Annotated in this window: 14 protein-coding genes and 1 tRNA gene; 9 read left to right on the top strand and 6 right to left on the bottom strand. The window is 72.0% G+C overall.

Annotated elements, in window-relative coordinates:
- Positions 1–53: 53 nt before the first annotated feature.
- The 6 genes from POL72_RS46880 to POL72_RS46855 all read left to right on the top strand — a co-directional run bounded on the left by POL72_RS46880 (position 54) and on the right by POL72_RS46855 (position 8,044).
- On the top strand, positions 54–1,748 hold the full coding sequence (locus tag POL72_RS46880; RefSeq protein WP_272103530.1) for a tetratricopeptide repeat protein: 1,695 nt from the start codon (positions 54–56) through the stop codon (positions 1,746–1,748).
- Between the two features lie 83 nt (positions 1,749–1,831).
- A complete protein-coding gene (locus POL72_RS46875; RefSeq protein WP_272103528.1) occupies positions 1,832–4,000 on the top strand; it encodes a DUF1565 domain-containing protein in 2,169 nt (722 codons plus the stop codon).
- Positions 4,001–4,214: 214 nt separating this feature from the next.
- The gene (locus POL72_RS46870; RefSeq protein ID WP_272103526.1) at positions 4,215–5,048 is read left to right on the top strand and encodes a metallophosphoesterase family protein; all 834 of its coding nucleotides are present in this window, start codon (positions 4,215–4,217) and stop codon (positions 5,046–5,048) included.
- An 86-nt stretch (positions 5,049–5,134) separates the two neighbouring features.
- A complete protein-coding gene (locus POL72_RS46865; RefSeq protein WP_272103524.1) occupies positions 5,135–5,869 on the top strand; it encodes an AgmX/PglI C-terminal domain-containing protein in 735 nt (244 codons plus the stop codon).
- Between the two features lie 204 nt (positions 5,870–6,073).
- Positions 6,074–6,232 (top strand): hypothetical protein, encoded by a 159-nt coding sequence (locus POL72_RS46860; protein ID WP_272103522.1) that lies wholly within the window; start codon positions 6,074–6,076, stop codon positions 6,230–6,232.
- Positions 6,233–6,328: 96 nt separating this feature from the next.
- Positions 6,329–8,044: a L,D-transpeptidase family protein gene (locus POL72_RS46855; RefSeq protein WP_272103520.1), complete on the top strand. Its 1,716-nt coding sequence runs from the start codon at positions 6,329–6,331 to the stop codon at positions 8,042–8,044.
- On the opposite strand, the gene POL72_RS46850 is transcribed toward POL72_RS46855, so the two are convergent.
- From POL72_RS46850 to POL72_RS46830, 5 genes are all read right to left on the bottom strand, one after another.
- On the bottom strand, positions 8,031–9,287 hold the full coding sequence (locus POL72_RS46850) for a pyridoxal phosphate-dependent aminotransferase (protein WP_272103518.1): 1,257 nt from the start codon (positions 9,285–9,287) through the stop codon (positions 8,031–8,033). The two genes, POL72_RS46855 and POL72_RS46850, sit on opposite strands and share 14 nt — an antisense overlap.
- Positions 9,288–9,415: 128 nt before the next feature.
- Positions 9,416–11,851 carry a S8 family serine peptidase gene (locus POL72_RS46845; protein ID WP_272103517.1) on the bottom strand — a complete coding sequence of 812 codons (2,436 nt, stop codon included), beginning with the start codon at positions 11,849–11,851 and terminating at the stop codon, positions 9,416–9,418.
- Between the two features lie 89 nt (positions 11,852–11,940).
- Entirely contained in the window at positions 11,941–13,473 is a 1,533-nt protein-coding gene (locus tag POL72_RS46840) for an acyl-CoA carboxylase subunit beta (protein ID WP_272103516.1), read from the bottom strand.
- 16 nt (positions 13,474–13,489) lie between these two features.
- The gene (locus POL72_RS46835; protein ID WP_272103514.1) at positions 13,490–14,893 is read right to left on the bottom strand and encodes a VWA domain-containing protein; all 1,404 of its coding nucleotides are present in this window, start codon (positions 14,891–14,893) and stop codon (positions 13,490–13,492) included.
- A 39-nt stretch (positions 14,894–14,932) separates the two neighbouring features.
- Positions 14,933–15,787, bottom strand: a complete 855-nt coding sequence (locus POL72_RS46830) for a redoxin domain-containing protein (RefSeq protein WP_272103512.1) — start codon at positions 15,785–15,787, stop codon at positions 14,933–14,935.
- Positions 15,788–15,811: 24 nt separating this feature from the next.
- Here POL72_RS46830 and POL72_RS46825 point away from each other — a divergent pair, with 24 nt between their 5' ends.
- From POL72_RS46825 to tadA, 3 genes are all read left to right on the top strand, one after another.
- Positions 15,812–16,441, top strand: coding sequence for a hypothetical protein (locus POL72_RS46825; protein ID WP_272103511.1), 630 nt, complete (start codon positions 15,812–15,814; stop codon positions 16,439–16,441).
- Between the two features lie 862 nt (positions 16,442–17,303).
- Positions 17,304–17,377, top strand: a tRNA-Arg gene (locus POL72_RS46820).
- Between the two features lie 43 nt (positions 17,378–17,420).
- A complete protein-coding gene (gene tadA, locus POL72_RS46815) occupies positions 17,421–17,945 on the top strand; it encodes a tRNA adenosine(34) deaminase TadA (RefSeq protein ID WP_272103509.1) in 525 nt (174 codons plus the stop codon).
- A gap of 24 nt (positions 17,946–17,969) precedes the next feature.
- Here tadA and POL72_RS46810 read toward each other — a convergent pair whose 3' ends face one another.
- Positions 17,970–20,258, bottom strand: coding sequence for a biosynthetic peptidoglycan transglycosylase (locus POL72_RS46810; RefSeq protein WP_272103507.1), 2,289 nt, complete (start codon positions 20,256–20,258; stop codon positions 17,970–17,972).

Below are 20,258 nucleotides of genomic sequence, written 5' to 3'. Positions count from 1 at the left end.
AGGGGATGTTGGACCATCGGAGCCCGTGGCGATCCGGGCTCCAGGAGGTGCCCATGACAGCTCGACGCGCGCTCTTCAGCCTGCCCCTCCTCTGCGCCTGCGCCGCCTTCGCGGCGCACGGCGCGGAGCCACGTCCCTCCTCGCCTGGAGCGGGGCCGCCGACCGGCCCTGCGCCCGCAGAGGCGCCCGACGCCGAGCGCGTCCCTCTGTTCGAGGGCATCGGCGCTCTCCATCACCCCGTGACGACGTCATCGCCGCTCGCGCAACGCTATTTCGATCAGGGGTTGCGGCTCGTCTACGCGTTCAACCACGACGAGGCGAGGCGCGCATTTCAGGAGGCCGCCCGGATCGATCCCGGCCTCGCCATGGCCCGCTGGGGCATCGCGCTCACGCTCGGCCCCAACATCAACCAGCCGGCCGACGCGGCGCGGGAGCGGGCCGCCCTCGATGCCATCGCGGAGGCACGCGTGCTCGCCGCGTCCGCGAGCGAGCGCGAGCGCGCGTACATCGACGCGCTGGCGGAGCGCCACGCTTCAACGCCGGGCCGCGACCGGGCGGCCCTCGACCGCGCCTACGCGAGCGCGATGCGCGAGCTCGCGCGCCGCTTCCCCGACGACCTCGACGCGGGTGTCCTCTTCGCCGAGGCGCTCATGGATCTGCGCCCGTGGGATCTCTGGACGCCGGACGGCCGGCCGCAGCCGGAGACCGACGAGATCGTCTCCACGCTGGAGGGCATCCTCCGGCGCGATCCCGAGCACGTCGGCGCGAATCACTATTACATCCACGCGGTCGAGGCGTCGCGCGCGCCGGAGCGGGCGTTGCCGAGCACCGAGCGCCTCGGCGGCCTGGCCCCTGGCGCTGGGCACCTCGTGCACATGCCGTCGCACATCTTCATGCGCGTCGGTCGCTACGCCGACGCCTCCGACGCGAACGAGCAGGCCGTGCTGGCCGATCGCCGGTACCTCCGCGAGCGGCGGCCGGAGGGCATCTATCCGATGATGTACTTCCCTCACAACCTCTATTTCCTCTCGGTCTCGGCGAGCATGGAGGGGCGCAGCGCCGTCGCCGTGCGCGCCGCGCGAGAGCTGGCCGACGCGGTCCCCGACCACAACGTCCAGCACATGCCGATGCTCGAGATGTTCCGCCCTGCGCTGCTGTTCGCGCTCGTCCGGTTCGGACGGTGGGACGACGTGCTCGCGGAGCCGGCGCCGCCGCCCGAGCTGCGGTACACGACGGGGATATGGCGCTATGCACGCGGCCGCGCGCTCGCCGCGACCGGGCGCCATGACGATGCCGCGCGCGAGGCGGCGGCGCTCCGGGCGATAGCGTCCGAGAGCTCGGACGACGCGACGATCGGCAAGAACCGCGCGAAGGACGTGCTCGAGATCGCCTCGCTCGTGGTCGAGGGCCAGATCGCGTCGGAGCGGGGCGAGACCGGCGCCGCTGCCCGCCTGCTCGAGGAAGCCGCGCGCATCGAGGACGAGCTGCGCTATTTCGAGCCGCCAGACTGGCCCGAGCCGGTCCGCCACACGCTCGGGGAGGTGCTCCTCAAGGCGGATCGCGCGCGCGACGCGGAGGCGACTTACCGGGAGGACCTGCGCCAGAACCCGCAGAATGGCTGGTCGCTGTGCGGGCTCGAGCGCAGCCTGCGCGCACAGGGCAAGGAAGAGGACGCAAACGCCGCACACGCGCGCTTCAAGCTCGCCTGGGCGCGAGCCGACCTGCGGCTGTCCGGGTCATGCCCGTGAATGTCCGGTCTCGAGCGGCTGAAGACCGCGAGAGAGGCGCGCATTGCCGGCGCGCACATCGGAGCATCTGCTAGGTTGGTGGGGTGTTGCGCGCGAAGCTTGGACACTCGGCGCTCTGGTGTCTTTTCTCTCTCGCCTCCAGCCTGTGCGCCGTCTCGCTCTTCGGCTGCGAGAGCACCAACCTGCCGCCGTATACCAGCCTCCCGGGGGAAGGCGCCGGCGGCTCGGGGTGTGCGCCGGGGCAGATCAGCGGCGCCAGCGGATGTGCGCAGGTGGGCATTCCGGGCTGCGTCGACGCGTTCGTCGACGAGGACGGCTTCTGTCGTCCCACGCTCGCGAAGTGCTCGCCCGGGACGATCCCGAAGCACGACGAGGGCTGCATTGAAGTCGGGATCCCCGGCTGTGCGGCGGAGTTCGTGGAGGGCGGCGCCTGTCATCCCACCATGGCCAAATGCCCGGAGGGAACATTCGCGGTCCCGCAGAAGGGCTGTGTTTCCATCGACGGCCCGGACGGCTGCGGCTCGATGCCGTGGGGCGAGATCGTCGAGGCCCCCGGCGATCTCCATGTCGATCCTGCCTACGAGGGAGGAGACGGCGACGGGTCGCGGGAGAGGCCGTTCACGACGCTGGCGGAGGCGCTGGCGAGCGTTCGGGCGGACGGGCGCGTCGTCCTGGCCGAGGGCGAGTACGACGAGCCGATCGAGATCACGAAGCCCATCGAGATCGTCGGGCGGTGCGCCTCGCGGGTGGTGCTCCGGGGCGAGCAGAGCGATCCCAGCGGCAACGTCAGCGCGGTCTGGATCCACGACGTCGAGCGGGCCGGCGTGAGCGGCGTGAGCGTGCTCAGCGCCTCGATCGGGATGCTGATCCAGGCAGCGGCGGTCTCGGTGCGCGACATCCGGGTGACGGGCGAGAGCGGCAATGGACTCGTGGTCGCGCTCCCTGGCGCGCGCCTCGATCTGTCGCGCAGCCTCATCCAGTCGTCGTGGGCGGACGATGGAGCGGGCGAGGTCTGGACGAGCGTGCTCGTCGTCTCCGGGGCCGAGGCGCGGCTCACCGAGAACGCGCTGGTCGGGGGCACGGTCAATCTGCGGATCAGCTCGGAGGCAGCGGAGGTGGTCGCGGAGGGCAACCTGCTGGAGGCAGCGGGGCTGCGGTCGGTGACGAGCGACGGCGTCGGCGTGCATCTCGAGGAAGGCACGCTCCGGCTCGACGCGAACGCGCTCGTCGACCATCGCCTGGGCGCGCTGGTGACGGGCGCCGGCGCGGAGCTCGTGGCGGCGCGCAACCTCATCGCCGCCCCGGCAGACGCGGCGCCCGAAGCCGGCGGCCTGGCCGTGGAGCATGGCGCGCGCGCCTCGCTCGCCTCCAGCGTACTGTCAGGGGCGTGCGATGCGCTGCTCGTCGTCGCGGACGCCGATACCGCGGTCGAGGCATCGGGCAATCTCTTCGACGGCGCGGCCGCCTCGGAGAGCGATCGCCTCGGAGTCGCCGTCGAGCAGCGCGGCGGAGCGCTCTCGCTGTCGTCGAGCCTCGTGCGCCAGGCCGGCGACGCTGGGCTGTTCGTCTCGGGCGGGACGCTCTCGGCGAGCGGCGTCGTCATCGAGGGCACGCGCGCGAGCCCGCTGCACCGGGATCGCGCCGCCGGCGTGCTCGTGCAGGGTGGCCGCGCCGCGCTTGCGTCCGCGTATGTCCTGGAGCCCCACGTCGCGGGCGTGTCCGCGTCCCAGGGCGCGACCCTCGAGATCGCGGACAGCCTCATCGAGCGCTCGCTGCCGGAGGAGCGCGACGGCACGGGCGGCGTCGGCCTGCTGAGCGCCGGGGCGGCGCAGGTCCTCGTCCAGAGGTCGGCCGTGCTGGAGAGCCGCGTGGCGGGCCTGCTGCTGGCCTCGCCGAGCACGGTGGAGGACACGGCCATCCTCGGGGTCGAGGGCGGCACGTTCTCGGCCCTGAGCGCCGGTGGGCAGACGGAATCGGTGCCGGACCTGGGCGATGGACTCGTGGTCCTGGGCTCGACGGCGCAGGTGAGCTACGTGCAGGTGCATCGCTGCGCGCGCGCCGGTTTGCTCTTCAGCGACAGCCGCGGCGCGCTCGTGAGCTCGGAGTCGACCGGCAACCGGTTTGGCCTCGTCGTGCAGGGCGCGCAGGCGCCGTCGGTGTCGGAGGACAACAGCTTCGAGGGCAACCAGGAGAGCGATCAGCTCGCCGGAGGCACGCTCCCCGTCCCGAGCAGCGCTGCACCCGCCCCGTGAATGACGATCGCTCGTCGAGCGGCGCGGGAGCGGCGCCGCCCGGCCCGGACAGACGTCGCGCCCGTCGCGGCGACACGCGCGCGACGCGCTCGCGGATGTCGTGTTGAGATCGCGAGGCGCGCGTCGAGGCGCCTCGCGCAGCGACGGTTTGCGTCGCCGAGAGCTTGCGTCGATGTCGCGAGAACGACGTCGGTCAGGGCTCACGATCGCGTCAATGACGACGATCGCGCACCTCACGGACTTCCATCTCCTCGAGGCGGATCACGACCGGCGCCGCGGCGCCGAGCGGTGGCGGCTTCGTTACCTGAGCTTCGGCCGCCCGATCGACGCAGCGCAACGCCGGCGCCGCACGCTGGCCGCGCTCGTCGAGGCGTGGCGGACCGGGGCGGACCACCTGGTGCTCACCGGCGACCTGACGGAAGACGGGACTCCTGCCCAGTTCGAGGTGCTCGCGGCCGTGCTGGCCGAGAGCGGTTGGGACCCGGCCCGCGTCACGTTGGTGCCTGGCAACCACGACGCGTATACCGACGGCGCGTGGGAGCGCGCGCTGGAGGGCTGCCTCCGCCCCTTCGCGGCGACGAGCGGGCAAGGGACGGCCATCGCGCTGCCCGGGGCCGTCCTGGCCGCGGTCTCGACCGCCATGATGCAACCGGTGACGCGCTCGGCGGGCGCGATCGCGGCCCGCGAACTCTCGTGGATCGCCTCGCTCGCCGCCGAGACGCGCCGCTCGGGCGACGCGCTCGTGCTCGCCCAGCACCACCCGCCGCTCCGCCATCCGATCGGAGCGATGCAGTGGCTGGACGGCCTCATCAACAGCGCTGAGCTCATGGCATTGCTCCACGAGCACGATCACCTTCACGTGATCCACGGCCATACGCACCGAGACCACGACGCGCCGGTGCGCTCAGGCGCGCCGCCTCGCATCTTCTGCGCTCAGGCGCTCGTGGACGGACCTTCACCGCTACGCCTCTACCGTGTGCGTTGCGGGCGCCTCCTGTCCGAGCGGGCGCGCGTTCGGAGCGGCGCGTCGGCGTTCGCGCTGGCGTAGAATCTCTCACACGCACTGCAGCGCGCGTTCCCCTCATCGCGCTCTTTTCGCCCAAGACGCGGCTCGTATAGAGTCCTCGTCCGATCATGAAATTCACGCGCTTGCTCAGGTGTACGATCACCGTCGTTGCTCTCTCGACGTTCGCGGCCCAGCTGGGCTGCGGCGGCGCCGCGCCCACGTCCGTGGCGCCCGTGATGGTCGACGCCGAACCTGTCGAGACGTCGAGCCCGAAGATGAACTCGCGTTCCGAGATCGGCGGCATGAACGAGGAGAAGGTGCAAGCGGCGTTCGAGCGCGTGTCGCCTCGGCTCTCGCGCTGCTATCAGAAGGGCGTCCAGCGGATCCCCTATCTCGGGGGCGAGATCCGCTTCAAGGTCCGGGTGACCGAGGAGGGCACGGCGCGCTGGGCGTTCGTGAAGGACTCGAACCTGGGCGATCGCGAGACCGAGGCGTGCATGCTGAGCGTCCTGAAGGCGACGAGGTGGCCGAAGCCGGTCGGCGGAGAGGGCCTGGCGGAGAACAGCTTCACCTTCGAGCCGAGCAGCGACGAGCGCCTGCCGGTGCCCTGGACGCCCGACCAGCTCGGGACGCCGTACAAGAAGGCGAAGCCGGCGCTCGCGACGTGCCGGAGCCAGGCAGGCGCCAGCCAGCTCAAGGCCACGCTCTACATCGACACCGACGGCAAGCCGCTCAGCGTGGGCGTGTCCAGCAACGACGAACGGGGCGAGGAGGCGGCCGAGTGTGTCGCCGGCGCGCTGCGCGAGATCACCTTCCCCTCCCCTGGCAGCTATGCATCGAAGGTGAGCGTCGACATCAATTGACGTGACTGACGTGACGCCGCGGACCGAACGCAGCGACCGCCCGCACGCCGGGCTGGCCGCTGGCGGAGGTATCCGGTGGCGGCCCGCTTCGCGCTGCGACCGGCCCTGTCCGACGCGGAGGCGGTCGCAGGGCTCGTTCATTGGGCGCGAAATCTACCGCCCTTGCTGGCAGCGCGTGCCGCGGGACTGCGCTACGCTCTCGTCGTGGGCAAGGTCCTCCGGCAGATCCTGGTGCTCTTGTGGAAGGTGGCTCGCCTCGTCCTGTGGAAGTGGCTGAAGCCACGCCTCATGAAGTTCGCGATGATCACGGCGGCGCTCGTCGGGGTCATCCTGCTCGTGGTGGCCGTGCTCGGCAGGCTTTAGCGGCGAGCGAGGCTCGCCTGCGCTGGCGGCCGCGGCCGGCGCAGGTGTCGTTCGCTTGTCCGCAGCCGCTTCCGGCAACTAGTCTCTCCCGCTTGCATGGCTAGCTCACCGCCTTCCTTGCTCCTCGCGGCCCTGACGTGCGCGATCGCGTCGGGCGGCGCCGCGGCTTGCTCCGAAGAGAGCCCCGCCGAGGCGGCGCCTGCCTCGCTCGAGGCGGACGCCCTGCGGACGCCCCCCGAGGCGGACGCGCCGCGCGTGTCCGCGGGACCGGACGCGCCGCGCGCCGCGGTCGTCGAGGCGGCGCACGTCACGAAGGCGCCGGCCCCGACCCAGGCGGAGGCCGAAGCGCCGCCCTCGTCGAGCGCAGCGGGAACGACGCCGCCGGCCAGCGCGGCGGGAGCGACACCGCCGGCCAGCGCGGCGGCGGAGGGCGCGCGCATCTACTCCAAGGCGCGGTTTGCGTGGATCAGCCCTGGCCCTTACCCGACGCGGGGCTGGAGCGGCTACCTGGGGCTCGGCGGCTCCGTCGCGCTGCGCGGCGGCAGCGCCGAGGCCGCGCGGACGCCGGGCGAGGGGTGCGACGCGTGGTACGCCATCGAGCCGCGGGGCTACGTCTGCGCTGGCGCCAGCGCCGCGGTCGACCCGAACGACCCGGTCGTGGTCGCGCTGCGGCCGCACGCGCCCAGGGTCGACTCCCCGTGGCCCTATGACTACGCGGAGTCGACCGGCGCGCCGCGCTACCCGCAGCTCCCGAGCGCGAAGGAGCAGCGGCGCGCCGAGTGGGACCTCGAGGAGCACCTCGCGAACATCGCGAAGGTGCGCGCCGCCGAGGGCGCTGGCGAGGAAGCCGTTCGAGAGATCGACGAGGCCCTCGTGGGGGTCGACCTGAAGCCCGCGGGGGTCGCCGCCCCGGCGCTGTTTCCTTTCGGCGGCCTCGTGCGCGAGGGGCGCGACCGGATCGTGAACGGCTCGACGGTGGCGTTCACCCGCGCGTTCGACGCGCAGGACCGGACCTGGGTGGTGACCTCGGACCAGGCGTACATGCCGAAGGATCGCCTGAAGCCCTACCCGCGCTCGAGCTTCCAGGGCGTCTGGCTGAAGGACGGGCGTTCGCTCCCGCTCGCGTTCTTCCGCAAGACCGATCGACCGAAGTACCAGCGGGGCGCTGGCGGCCGCCTCGAGCCGACCGGCGCGTCGTTCGCGCGGCTCGCCTCGATCGGGCTCACCGGTCGCGCCGAGTCCGAGGACGGCGAGCGGTTCCTCGAGACGCGAGAGCCGGGGGTCTACGTGCGCGCGGACGACACCGTCGTGATCGAGGCGGCGAAGAGCTCGCCGCTCGAGGGCGAGGCCGATCCGTCGTCGCCGCCGCGCAAGTGGATCGAGGTGAGCGTGCTCGGCGGCTGGTTCGTCGCCTACGAAGAGCTCACCCCGGTCTTCGCGACGCTCATCTCACCGGGGCGCGGCGGCGTCCCGAGGCAGGGCATCCCCGCCATCGAGACCGCGGCGACGCCGACCGGGCGCTTCCGCATCGACGGGAAGTTCGTGACGGCGACGATGGTGTCGAGCACGAACGACAAGATCGTCCACTCCGAGGTGCAGTTCGTGCAGAACTTCAGCGGACCGCACGCGCTGCACGGCGCGTACTGGCACGACGCCTGGGGCGAGCCGAAGAGCGGCGGCTGCGTCAACCTCTCCCCCATCGACGCGAAGCAGATGTTCGCCTGGACCGACCCGCCGGTGCCGGAGGGGTGGCACGGCCTGCGGGCCTCCCGCGACGCCGGCCGCTCCACGGTGGTCCTCATTCACCGCTGATCGCGCGCGCGATCCGGCCCGCGAGCCGCAGCGCGGCTTCCGCGAACACGTCCGGATCGAGCAGCAGGCCGACCACGAGGAAGCCGTCGCGCGGCATGTCGAAGAAGTAGCCGGGGTGGACGATGATCCCCTCGTCGCGCACGAGGAGCTCGACCCAGCCGTCCTCGTCGTGCACGCGCGGGACCTCCAGCGTCGCGTACCAGCCGCCGTCGATCGGGAGCCGCCGGACCGCGCCCCCGGCGTGCGCTTCGATCGCCGCGTCGAGCGCGGCCAGGTTGGCCTGCACGCGCGACAGGATCGCGCGCTGGACGGGCGCCCGCGAGGCGAGGATCTCCGGCAGCGCGAGCTGCACCGGGGTGCCGACCGAGAGGTAGGTGTCAGCGATGACCTCCAGCCGCTCCAGCGCCGCGGCGGCGAGCTCCGGCGGCCCCGAGACCGCGATCCAGCCGAGCTTGAGCTGCGGCAGCGCCATCACCTTGGAGAGCCCGCTCAGCACGAAGGTCAGCGCCTGCCGCGAGCCGGCGAAGCTCGGCAGGCGGTCCGGGGCGAGGTCTCCGTGGGCGTAGTCCCCGAAGACCTCGTCGACGATCAGCGCGAGCCCGCGCTCCCCGGCCCACGCCTCGAGCGCGGCAGCGTCGTCGCGGCGCACGAAGGAGCCGGTCGGGTTGTTCGGATGGACGAGCACCACCGCCCGCGTCCGCTCGCCGGCCGCGCGCTCGAGCGCGCCGAGGTCGATTCGCCATCCTTCCTCCCTGAGGAGCGGGTAGGGCGTGAGCGCGACGTCCTCGAGGCAGGCCAGGTACTCGAGCAGCGGGTAGGACGGCACGGGGACGAGCACGTCGTCGCCGCGCTCGGCGAGCAGCTTGAGCAGCCAGCCGTACGCTTCGCTGGTGCTGGCCGTCAGCACGACGCTCGACGGATTCACGTCGAGCCCGCGCTCCCGGTAGTAGCGCGACACCGCGGCGCGCGCCGCCGGATCGCCGAGCGGCAGCGGCGAATACCGCGCGCCGCGCGGCTCGCCGAGCGGCGCGATGAGGTGAGCCGTCTCGACGATCCCGCAGCGCGTCGGGTTCGACTCGGTGAAATCGACGAGCGCGCGCCCCGCCCCGCGCGCCTCTGCGAGCACGGACGCGAGGCTGTTGCCCGAGAGATCCCAGCCGGTGCGCGCCGCGAACCGCAGCGGCCGGGGCGCGCGCGCGTGTCCCGCGTCCGCCTCTGCCGCGGGAGGTCGATCCAGGCTCACCCGTTTCTCCATGCGTCCATGCTCCATCGCCGTCGTGCTCTACCCCGCCCCGCCGCTCGGCCACCGTGACACGGACGGCGTCGGACGGCAGCCGCGCGACGCGAGGGCGCACGGGCCGCGGGGGGTGCTCAGCCGCGGCGCCGCCGGCGCGCCGCCGACGCCGCCACGAGGGCGCTCGCGAGGCCCCAGGCGGCGCGGCTCGACGGCGGCGTGCGGTCCGGGCCAACCGCGGCCCAGGTGCACGCGCCGCTGGTCGCCTCGAGCTCTCCGTTCGCCATCCAGACGTCGCTCCCGACCGGGAGCTCGCGCGCGCCGAGCGAGGCGCCGCCGTAGAGGACGTCGATGGCCAGCGTCTCCCCGCCCGAGCCGCGCGGCGCGGCAACCGCGAACTGCCACAGCCCGCGGCGCACCTCCCGGAGCGGCGTGTGCATCGCCCCGCCGCGGACGGCGACCGTGAGCTTCCCATCGACGCCCCTCACCGGGGCTCCGTCAGGGCGCCGCAGCTCTATCGTCCCCCAGACCGGCCACGACGGGTCGGGCCTCGCGTAGGTGCTCGACAGGACGTACCAGCTCTTGTCGAGCGCCGGCTCGTTGCCGCCCGTCTCGGCGGCCTCGAGCGCGAGGCGCGCGCCTTCGAGATCGAGCACGCCGGGACCGAGCTGCGCGTCGAGCGGCACGGCGCCCCTCGGATACCGCGCGCCCGCCTGGAGCGCCTCCGTGACCTCCGCCTGGGTCAGGTTCGGGTTGACCTGGAAGAGGAGCGCGATCGCCCCTGCGACCTGCGGCGCCGCCATGGACGACCCTGACGCGATCGCGTGGTAATCATCGACGACGAAGCAAGGCTCGTCGCCGGGGCACCCGGGCGTATCGAACAGCCCTCCGGGATGGGTGCGCGGGTCGACGCCGCTGGCCATGGCGGCCGCGACCAGGCCGCCGGGCGCGCTGATCTCCGGCTTGGCCACGCCGAACGGCGTGGGACCAGCCGCGCTGAAGTAGCAGGCGCTGTCCTCTTCGATGTCCACGCCGTCGAGGCTCGTGAGGCGCACGCTCGTGGAGCTCCCCAGCGGCTGCCAGCGGACGCGGTTGATGGTGCATCCCACGGCGAGCAGCCCAGGGTGGCTCGCGGGCACGTTGATCGTCCCTTGCTTCATGGCGCGCGGGAACAGGAGCCCGAGATCGTGCGACGGCGAGACGTCGCCGAGCCCCGTCACCCAGAGCTGCGCGTCCCCTTGGCCTCGCAGGCGGATCGCGAACTCGCCCGCCTTCCACGCCCCGCTGAAGGCCACGACGGCGCTGTTCGTCGCTGAGGTGATGGGCGACTTCCCGTTCGCGACCCGGTTGATGACGGCGCCGGTCGTCTCGCCGTCGTCGCCGGTGTAACCGGCGTCGTCTCCGGGCTCGACCAGGCCGATCCACGCCTCGCCGCCTGGCCCCTCGAGGCCGACCGACACCTCGTCCCCGGGCCGGAAGGTGATCCAGACGTATCCTTCGCCGCGCTCCGCGCTCGGCGTGCGGATAGGCACGCGCGTCTCGGCGTGCGCCGACACGTGGGCCTCGGTGTGGATCCCGAGCGATCCTTCGCCGTCGATCTCGTACAGCGCGCCGCTGTTGCCGGCGGCGACGACGATCGCCCGCCCCGGATGAGCGCTGCCGACCATCGCTGCGAGCCCCGCCTCGAGCGGGCTCGTCCCGTCGTGGGGCCCGAAATCGCTCCCGACGCTCAGGTTGACGACCGCCGGCATGTTCAGCTCCTCGGCGCGGTCGAAGATGAACTGCACCGCCTTGAGGATGTCCGGATCGTCGAAGCCCTCGCCCGGCCGCGCAGGCGCGGCGATGATCAGCGTCGCGGAGGGCGCCACGCCGACATACCGCGGCCGCTCCGAGACCATCGGCCCGCCGTTGCCTGCAGCGATGGAGGCCACGTGCGTGCCGTGCCCCGCGATATCGCGGAGAATGCCGGGCATGCTCTTCGCGAGCATCGCGTCGATGTCGGCGTCGGAGAAGATCGCGCACGCCGACTGGTCCGGATCATCGCACCCGTACGTGTGCTCGAGCGCCGCGTGCAGCCCCTTCGGGCTTCCGGCCTGCAGCATCCATCGGATCCGTGTCTTGCCGTCCTTGTCTCGAAAATCCGGGTGGGTCACGTCGAGTCCGGTGTCGACGACGCCGACGACCACCCCCTTGCCGTCCGCGCCGGTGACCTTCCTGTACGGCTCGACGCGGATCCACCCCTTGGACCGATCCAGCAGGGGCTGCCGCGGCGGTCCTGTGAGCAGCCTGAGCTGCGGGTGCGCGGCGGAGAAGGCGCCGACGTCGCCGGGCGCGAGCCGGATGGTCCCGAGGCCCGGCGCGACCGGGAGCAGCCCGAGCGCTCGTGCGTCGGCGCCGGCGGGCAGCGGCACCATCACCGGGATGCGCCCGCGCGGATCGGCGAACGGGTGCCGACCCAGGCGCGAGCTGAGCAGGCGCGCCACCGCCGGGGCCGGGACGTCGGCGCGCGCTTCACCGGCCGCGAGGGCGAGGCCGAGCAGCGCGATGGAGAGCGGAGACCTGCGGGCGAGCACGCCGCGAGTCTACACCACGTCCGCGCGCGGCCGAGGACTCGAAGGGCGCCGCCCTCGCCGCGCGTTCTCCGGAGCGCGCCGCGGCCCGCTCACACCGGCGGCACGAGGTGCTTCTTGCGCGGCCTCTCCTCGACCTTGCCGGCGTACCGCTCGAAGCGGCGCGCCACCTCGCGGCGGAGGTTCGCCGTCGGGATGATCGCGTCGATCACGAGCTCGCTCGCGAGCTTCTCCAGGTCGACGTCGGCCCGGTACTCGTCGCGCAGCTTCTGGACGAGCGCCTCGCGCTCGGGCCCCGCCGGGATCGCCTGGATCTTGTTGAAGTAGACGGCGTTCACCGCGGCGCTCGGCCCCATCACCGCGATCGAGGCCGAGGGGAGGGCGACGCACTCGTCGGGCGCAAACGCCGGCCCGCACATCGCGTAGAGCCCGGCGCCGTACGCCTTGCGCACGACGACGGACAGCTTCGGCACGCTCGCCTCGCTCACGGCGGCGATCATCTTCGCCCCGGCCCGGATGATCCCCTGCCTCTCGACGACGGTCCCGATCATGAAGCCGGGCACGTCGGCGAGGTACAGGAGCGGGATGTTGAACGCGTCGCACAGCCAGATGAACCGCGCCGCCTTGTCGGCCGAGTCCACGAACAGCACGCCGCCCTTGTATTTCGGCTGGTTCGCGACGATGCCGACCGCTCGTCCCTCGACGCGCGCGAGCCCCGTGACGATCTCTCGCGCGTAGAGCTTCTTGATCTCGACGAAGCTGCCCTCGTCGATGATCGCGTCGATCACGGCCATGATGTCGAACGGCTTGTTCTCGTCGGCGGGGATCACGTCCTCGAGCGGCCGCTGCCCTGGCTTCTCCGGCCTCGGCTCGACGCGGGGCGCGGCCTCGGCGGAGCTCTGCGGCATCAGCGCGAGGTAGCGCTTCGCGAAGGCGATCGCCTCCTCCTCGGTCTTCACGAGGACGTCGCCGCACCCCGAGACCGAGCAGTGCATGCGCGCCCCGCCGAGCTCTTCGAGCGTGACCTTCTCGCCGATCACCATCTCCGCCATCCGCGGAGAGCCCAGGTACATGCTCGCGTTGCTCTCGACCATGCACACGACGTCGCAGAACGCCGGGATATAGGCGCCCCCCGCCGCCGACGGGCCGAACAGCAGGCAGATCTGCGGGACGAGGCCGCTCAGCTCGACCTGGTTGTAGAAGATCCGCCCCGCGCCGCGCCGCCCGGGGAACATCTCGATCTGGTCGGTGATGCGCGCCCCCGCGGAGTCGACGAGGTAGAGCAGCGGGCACCGGAGGCGCCGCGCTGTCTCCTGAACGCGCAGGATCTTCTCGACGGTGCGGCGCCCCCACGAGCCGGCCTTCACCGTCGAGTCGTTCGCCATCACGCACACGGGGCGCCCGCCCACCGTCCCGGTGCCCGTGATGACGCCGTCGGCCGGCAGCTCGGGATCCAGCGCGTTGGCGAGCGCCGCGTCCTCGATGAAGCTTCCTTCATCGACGAGCAGCGCGACGCGTTGCCGCGCGAACAGCTTGCCCTGTTCCGCGTTCTTGTCGTGGTACTTCTGCGCGCCTCCCTTCTCGATGCGCGCCGTGAGATCCCGCAGCTTCTGATCGAGCGACATGGCGCGACCCATAGCCCTAAGCGCGCCGGGCGACCACCTCCCGCGCCGCCGATTCGAGCTCCCGCGCGGTCCGGGCGACCAGCACCTTCGTCGACGCGGCGGCGTAGCGCGGCATCGCGCTGTCTCCCGTCCCCCAGGCGCCCGGCCCCTCGGGGCAGAGCCACAGGAGCGCCCGCGCCCTGTCGCGCAGCCTCCTCACGACCTCCGCCTCGTCCGCGAAGTAGTTCGTGCGCCCGTCGCCCAGGATCACGAGGGTCACCCGCCGGTCCACGTCACGCCCGTGTCGCTCCTCGAAGGCCAGCAGGGCGCGCCCGTAATTCGAGTTGTGCGCCCGGCTCACCACCTCGCCGCGCTGGATCCGATCGAGCGCCGAGCCCGCCGGCAACGCCTCGAAGAGCTCGGTCGTCTCGGCGAGCTCGCTCACGAAGACGAACGATCGCGTCCGGTCGAAGAGCTCCTGCGCCGCGCAGACGAACTCGAGCATGAACCGCGCGGCGACGCGGACCGAGTCCGACACGTCGCACAGGATCATCAGGCGCGGCTTGTCGCGCCGCCGCGCCCGCCGCGCCGGCTGGAACGGCACACCGCCGGTCTGGAGGCTGCGCCGCAGCGTCCGGTGGGGATCGATCCTCCCGCGCCGCGCGCGGCGCCTGCGGAGCCGCTCCGCGCCGCGCAGTCGCTGGGACAGCTCTTTCACGGCGCGACGCACCTCCTCCATCTCGCCCTCGCCGAGCGAGGCGAACGGCACATCCATGCGGCCCTCGGCAGCTGGCTCTTCGCCCTCGAAGCGCCGGAGCGACAGCGTCACGTGCTCGCGCACGCGGTGCCGCATCCGCTCCAGCTCCGCGGCGAGCGCCTCCGCGAGGGCCCTCCCCCGCTCCTCGCCGAGCGCCTCCTCGAGCGCGCTCCGGATCCGCCGCAGCGCGCTGGCGACGGCCGGCACCCCGAGCTGATCCATCACCCGCTGCGCGAAGAACCCGACCTGGAGCGAGCTCGTCATCGGCGCGAGAACGCGCGCGATCCCGGCTGCCTGGAGCGCTCGGTCGAGCTCCCCTGCGGTCCCTGCGAGCGCCTGGAACGCGATCGCGTCGCCCGAGGCGCCGCTCCGCTCCGCCGCCGCGCTGAGCAGATCGCGCAGGGCGGAGAGCTCCCCATCCGAGAACCCTCGCTCCCGCAGGCGCCCCCACAGATCGCCGACGTGCGCGCCCTCGGGGGAGAAGAAGCGGTCGAAGCAGGCGCGGTACCGGCGGAGATCGGCGGCGCGCTCGACGACCACCGCGCCGATGGCGTCGCGCAGCGCCCCACGGTCGCCGAACCCGACGAGGGCGCACGCGCGCGTGACATCGATGGCCTGCGCCGTCGAGACGGCGAAGCCGTCGCGGCGCAGCGCCCAGAGGAACTCGTCGATGGCGAGGAGCATGGAGAGCGTACCGGTCCAGCCCGCGCGGCCCCGCGGCGGCTACGGCGCCGGCGCGGGCTCCGCGAGCAGCGCCTTCAGGAGCTTCTCGACCTCGGCGTGCCGGGTCGGGTCGTACCCGACCACCACGTCCCGGATGACGCCCTTCTTGTCGATCACGAACATGGTGGGGAGCGCCTTGACGCCGTAGGCCGCGGAGGTCGACTCCGACGCGTCTGCCGCGACCGCATAGCGCATCGAGAGGGCCTGCGCTGTCTTCGTCGCGACGCCGACCTCGTCGGTCGTCACGCCCAGGACCCGCAGCCCCTGCGCGGCGTACGCCGCGTGCCACGCCGAGAGCTGCGGGGCCATCAAGCGGCACGGCGCGCACCAGGTCGCCCAGAAATCGAGCAGCACCACGTTTCCGCGCAGGGCCCCGATGTTCGCCGGGACGGCCCCTCCGACGGTGGTGAGCGGCTTCCAGGCTGGCGCGAACGTGCCGATCTTGTCGAGGCGGAGGATCTGATCGTGCCCCGGGAACGGCACCAGCGTCGGCGCGACGTCTCGCTCTCGACCGCCGCGCCGGATCCGGAGGTTCACCACGTTTCCAGGCCCCGCGAGCGCGACACGCGCGACGAGCTGCTTTGGCTCGTCGATCTGCACGCCGTCCGCCGCGAGGACCTGGTCCCCGTCCAAGATGCCCGCCTTCGCCGCCGGCGAGCTGTTGATGACGTGCTTCGCGACCACCCCCCCGGCCGGCCCTGGCTCCAGCTCCACGCCCAGCCAGGCGCGGCGGGACGCCTCCTCGGCGGCTGCGCGTGGGGCGCCTCCCAGCAGCGCAGCGCCCGACAGCGACACCAGCGTGGCGGCCAGGAGGGCGCGCCATGCGCGGCCTCGCCTGGAAGAGGCCAGGTACATCCGGGCAGTGTAGCATCTCGACCGGTGCGGTCCCGAACCCGCCTCTCTGCGTGGTGCGCGCTCGCTGCGGCGTCGCTCGCCTCGATGACGCTCTCGACGGAGGCGCGGTTCTGCGCCGGGTGGGCCCCTCTGCCGCTCGGCTGTGCGCCGCCCCCGTCGTCCCTGTCCCGCGCGGACGTCGCGGGGACCACGGAGTGGATCGGACCCGGCTCCAGCTCCACCGCCGAGGCGCGCGCGCCGGCCGAGGCGCCCGCTGCACCTCCGGCGGCGGCGCCCTCGGCCTGGGAGCTCGCCGGCCAGCTCGCGACCTTCCAGCCCGTCACGGATCGAGCTCGTTCCCAGCACTTCACCGGGGAGATGGAGGCGGAGGTGAGGATCAACGCGGCGGCTGCGCCCTACCCGCAGCTGGGTCCGGATCGCGTCCTCCCCTCTGGCGCGGCCGTTGTCGAGTTCCACTACCGGGCGGGCTCGCCGGAGCCGGCCACGCTCCTGGCCATGGTGAAGCGACCGGCTGGCTACGACCCCGACGGCGGCAACTGGGAGTACCTGGTCCTCACGCCCCAGGGCACCTCCACCCACCGTGGCGCTCTGCCGCTCTGCAAGCGCTGCCATGCCGACGCTCCGCACGACCACCTCTTCGGCGGCCCCCGGTAGGCGCTCGCGGGCCCTCGACGACGCAGTGCGTCACAGCGCGCGTTAGCCAGCGATCTCGGTCCGCAAAGATTGCGAAGCACGGCATGGCACGCGACAGCGGTGCCCGAGCACCTCGTCGGACACCGATCCGCGACTACCGAAGAAACCGCGACGAAACGTGAGTATTCCATTGGACGTGTGCACGCGCGAGGACGCGCCGAGGAGGAGGCCGCGAGATGGCACGGAGGCTGCTCCAGGCGGAATTGACCGTGTTCTGCGCTGTGGGCTGCAGCGTGTCTCGGTCCTCCTCACCTAGTAACGGGCCTCACTAGCTTGTGCTTGGTCGTTCAGCTGGCGCCATCCGCCTCGTCCATGGCGTCGCTGCTGCTTGGCTTACGGCTTCTTCCCGTTTCGTCAGCTTGGCCTGCTCGCCTCGTTGTGAGTTTCTGAGCTTCGCTTGCCCTTCGAGAGCGTGTGAAAGCGCGCGGCCATTCCGTGACGGAGTCGCCGCGCGCCCTGTTTTTGTCCTGCGTTCGTTGCCCGCCGCCGGCGTGGTGCGCGTCGAAGGCATGGCCTGCCCCGTTCGCCCGCTTCGCTCTGCGGCAGCTCAACCTTGCGGATGGGATCAGCCTTGGCGGGCAAGCAGACTCGGCCATTCGGAGGGAGTCGCGGGAGGGCGAGGCGCGAGGGCACAGGAAGCAGCGATGTTTGCAGCGACCTCGGCCGCAAACGCCGCGCATCCGAGCAGACGCCCTCAGGCCTCGATCACTTTTCCTTTGACAGCTCGCTCAGGGGCGTATAAACGCCGGCACTCACTTCGCGCAACCGAGCGCGACGCGGGAGTGCGGTGGCGTAGCCACGTCTTGCACTTGTCTTCACCAGAGCGCCCATAGCTCAGCTGGATAGAGCATCGGCCTACGAAGCCGGGGGTCGGAAGTTCGAATCTTCCTGGGCGCGCCTGATCGGTCGTGTAAAAGGTCCTGAGCCCCTCATGGACGTCATGGATGACGGAGCGGAATTGCTCCTCTCCCCTGTGGCACAGCTGGAGGAACCAGCGAGCGTCGATGCGCTGTGGATGCGCGAGGCGCTCGCTGAGGCCGAGGCTGCGGCAGGTGCCGGTGACGTCCCCGTGGGGGCGCTCATCGTCGATGCGACGGGGACGGTGCTGGCGCGCGGTCGAAACCGCCGCGAGGTCGATCAGGATCCGACCGGCCACGCCGAGGTGGACGCGCTGCGGGCGGCGGCCAGGCGGCTTGGTCATTGGCGGCTCGAAGGGGCGACGGTCTACGCGACGCTGGAGCCGTGTCCCATGTGCGCGGGCGCGCTCGTCAATGCCAGGATTGCGCGCCTCGTCTACGGCTGCCCGGACCCGAAGGCGGGAGCTGTCGACACGCTGTTCGCGATCGGGCGCGACAACCGGCTCAACCATCGCTTCGCGGTCACCTCGGGCGTGCTCGCGGACGAGTGCGCCGGCGTGCTCCGCGCGTTCTTCGCGAAGCTCCGGACCGCCGCCTCGAAGCGCTGACAGCCCGGCCCGCGCGTGCCGGCGTTAAGGCGCCGCCCAGGCGCCGCCCTCGTCCTCTCCCGATCTCTCCTCGCCGGCTTCACCGCCGTCCTCACCGATCTGACGGGGCGCCAGATGCGGCGCAGGGGAGCCTCGCACCACGACCTCCTGGAGCCCCTTCTCCAGCTCCTCGTCGGAGATCCGCTGGCGCCTGTGCGCGATCTGCATGAGCTTGCGCAGGTACCCGCTCCACGCAGGCGTCACCTCGCCGTTCGCGTCGAAGTGCTGCACGCTCGGGTTTGGCAGGATCGACGCGATGTACAGCGCCTGTCCGAGGGAGAGCTGCGCCGCCGACGCATTGAAGTAGTGCCGCGCGGCAGCGCCGATGCCGTAGACCAGCGGCCCGAACTCCACCGCGTTCAGGTAGAGCTCCATGATCTGCTCCTTGGTGAGCTCCTGCTCGAGGTACATGGTGAGCAAGGTTTCCTGGAGCTTGCGCGCCACGCTCTTGGTCCGCTCGAGGTAGAGGTTCTTGGCGAGCTGCATGCTGACGGTGCTCGCCCCCCGCACGAACCGCCTCTTCCGGAGGTTCTCGCGGATCGAGTTCTTGATGGCTTCCTCGTCGAACCCGTGGTGCCGGTGGAAGGCGCCGTCCTCCGTGGTCAGCACGGCGACCTCCATGAAGCGGGAGATGTCTTCGTAGGAGACCCACTCGGGGGTCCCTGGCCCGGACTCGATTTCGACGCGCTTGCCGCCGGGCCCGTAGACCAGGCGCCGGAACGCGCGCTTGAAGCGATCGACGCTGAGCTCCGGTGGCATCTCGGTCACGCGGCAGGTGTTGGAGATACCCCAGTCAAGCAAAAAATTCCGGTCGAGGTTCGCGGTATCGAACCGGAGCTTCCCTTCGATGCCGAACGAGCCGGCGAGCCTCATGCCGTGGAGCTTCGCCACGATGCCTTTGGGCACCGAATCCAGCATCGACTGGCAAGCCGTGAGAGGCACCTCGAAGTTGCCGCGGACCCGGTGTGAGTTTCCGGCGTGCTCGTATTCGCCGCGCGCGATCAGCCTCAGTGCACCGAGGTCGACCTCGGCGTCCTCGGCGACGAGCTTGGACCCGTCGAGCTTTGCGTTCGCCTTCGCTCGCCATGCCAGGTCGAGGCCAGCGATGGGCTCGTCTGCGAGGGCCGCGCTCCGCAGGGAGAGGTTTTTCAGCCTTCCTTCGCCGTCGATGCCAAGCGTCTGGCCGTCGGCAGAGAGGACGACCCGCGCTCGGCTGACGATCGACGTCCGCGCCACATCGAACAGGCCCATGTCCCCTTCATGGACGCCGAGGGTGGAGAGCCAGATGGGTCCGCCCTGCACGTCGGCGACGATCTCCTGTGGGGTCTCCTTGGCGTCGCTGATCGGCACGCGAAGGCGAAAGGTGAGCGCCTGCTGGGCGTCGGCGCCGGCGGTCGCGATCGCGGCCTCTCCAGGCGAGAGCTCCACCACGAGCGAGCCTGCCTCGCGCCGCACGGCGAGGTGGCCCGGTCCCAGGTTGAGATGATCGGCGTCGCGCTGGAGGCGCGCGGTGACGCCCGCGACGTCGACCTTGGCGTCCTTGCCGAGCGCCAGATCGATGCCCTGCGCCGCCCGCAGGAGGGCTTCTCGAACCGCAGCCCCTCGATTCCGCGCCGCCTCGACCCCGCCGCTGAGCTCGTCTGTCCTCGTCAGCTGTGCCGGCTGGGTGCGCCCGCTCTGCTCAGGCACGACCTGAGGTTCAGGGGTCACCTCCGGGAGGGCCACGTTCGCGTCGATGGCGTCGGCCGAGAGCTCGCTCACCTGGTACCGTCCCTGCTCCCGGGCAAGCACCAGGCGGCCGTGCCGGACCGAGAAGGCGGCGCGTCCCAGGGACAGGATCGCTTCGCGCGCAGCGATGGACGTCCGCCCTCCCTCGCGCGACAGGTGCACGTTGTCGGCCGACAGGCTCTCCCCGGGTGAATCGGCCCGATCGGTCCAGACGAGCCGCAAGCCCTCCAGCTCGGTGCTGCCGCCCCCCTCGCTCGTCGCGGTGCTGGAACGTCCTGCCGGCTGCCCCGCCCGCCAGGTCTCCAGCTCGTGGAGGATGCCCTCCCGCGGGCCAACAGCGGAGACAGTTCCCCCGCGCATCGTCACGCGTCGTCCCGAGACGCCCAGCGCGACGGCGACCTCATCCAGCCGGATGGAGATGCTCGGAGCCCCGCGCAGGTGGACGTCCACCCCCTTCAGGGAGACGCCGCTCCAGGTGGGCCGGACCTGGTCGATCGACAGCGATGCCCCGTACCCATCAGCCGCCCGCTCGGCCTGATAGCGCAC

This window comes from Sorangium aterium (assembly GCF_028368935.1).
GTDB lineage: Bacteria > Myxococcota_A > Polyangia > Polyangiales > Polyangiaceae > Sorangium > Sorangium atrum.
The sequence above is the reverse complement of the archived record's forward strand: the minus strand, read 5'-3'. Positions and strand labels throughout refer to the sequence as shown.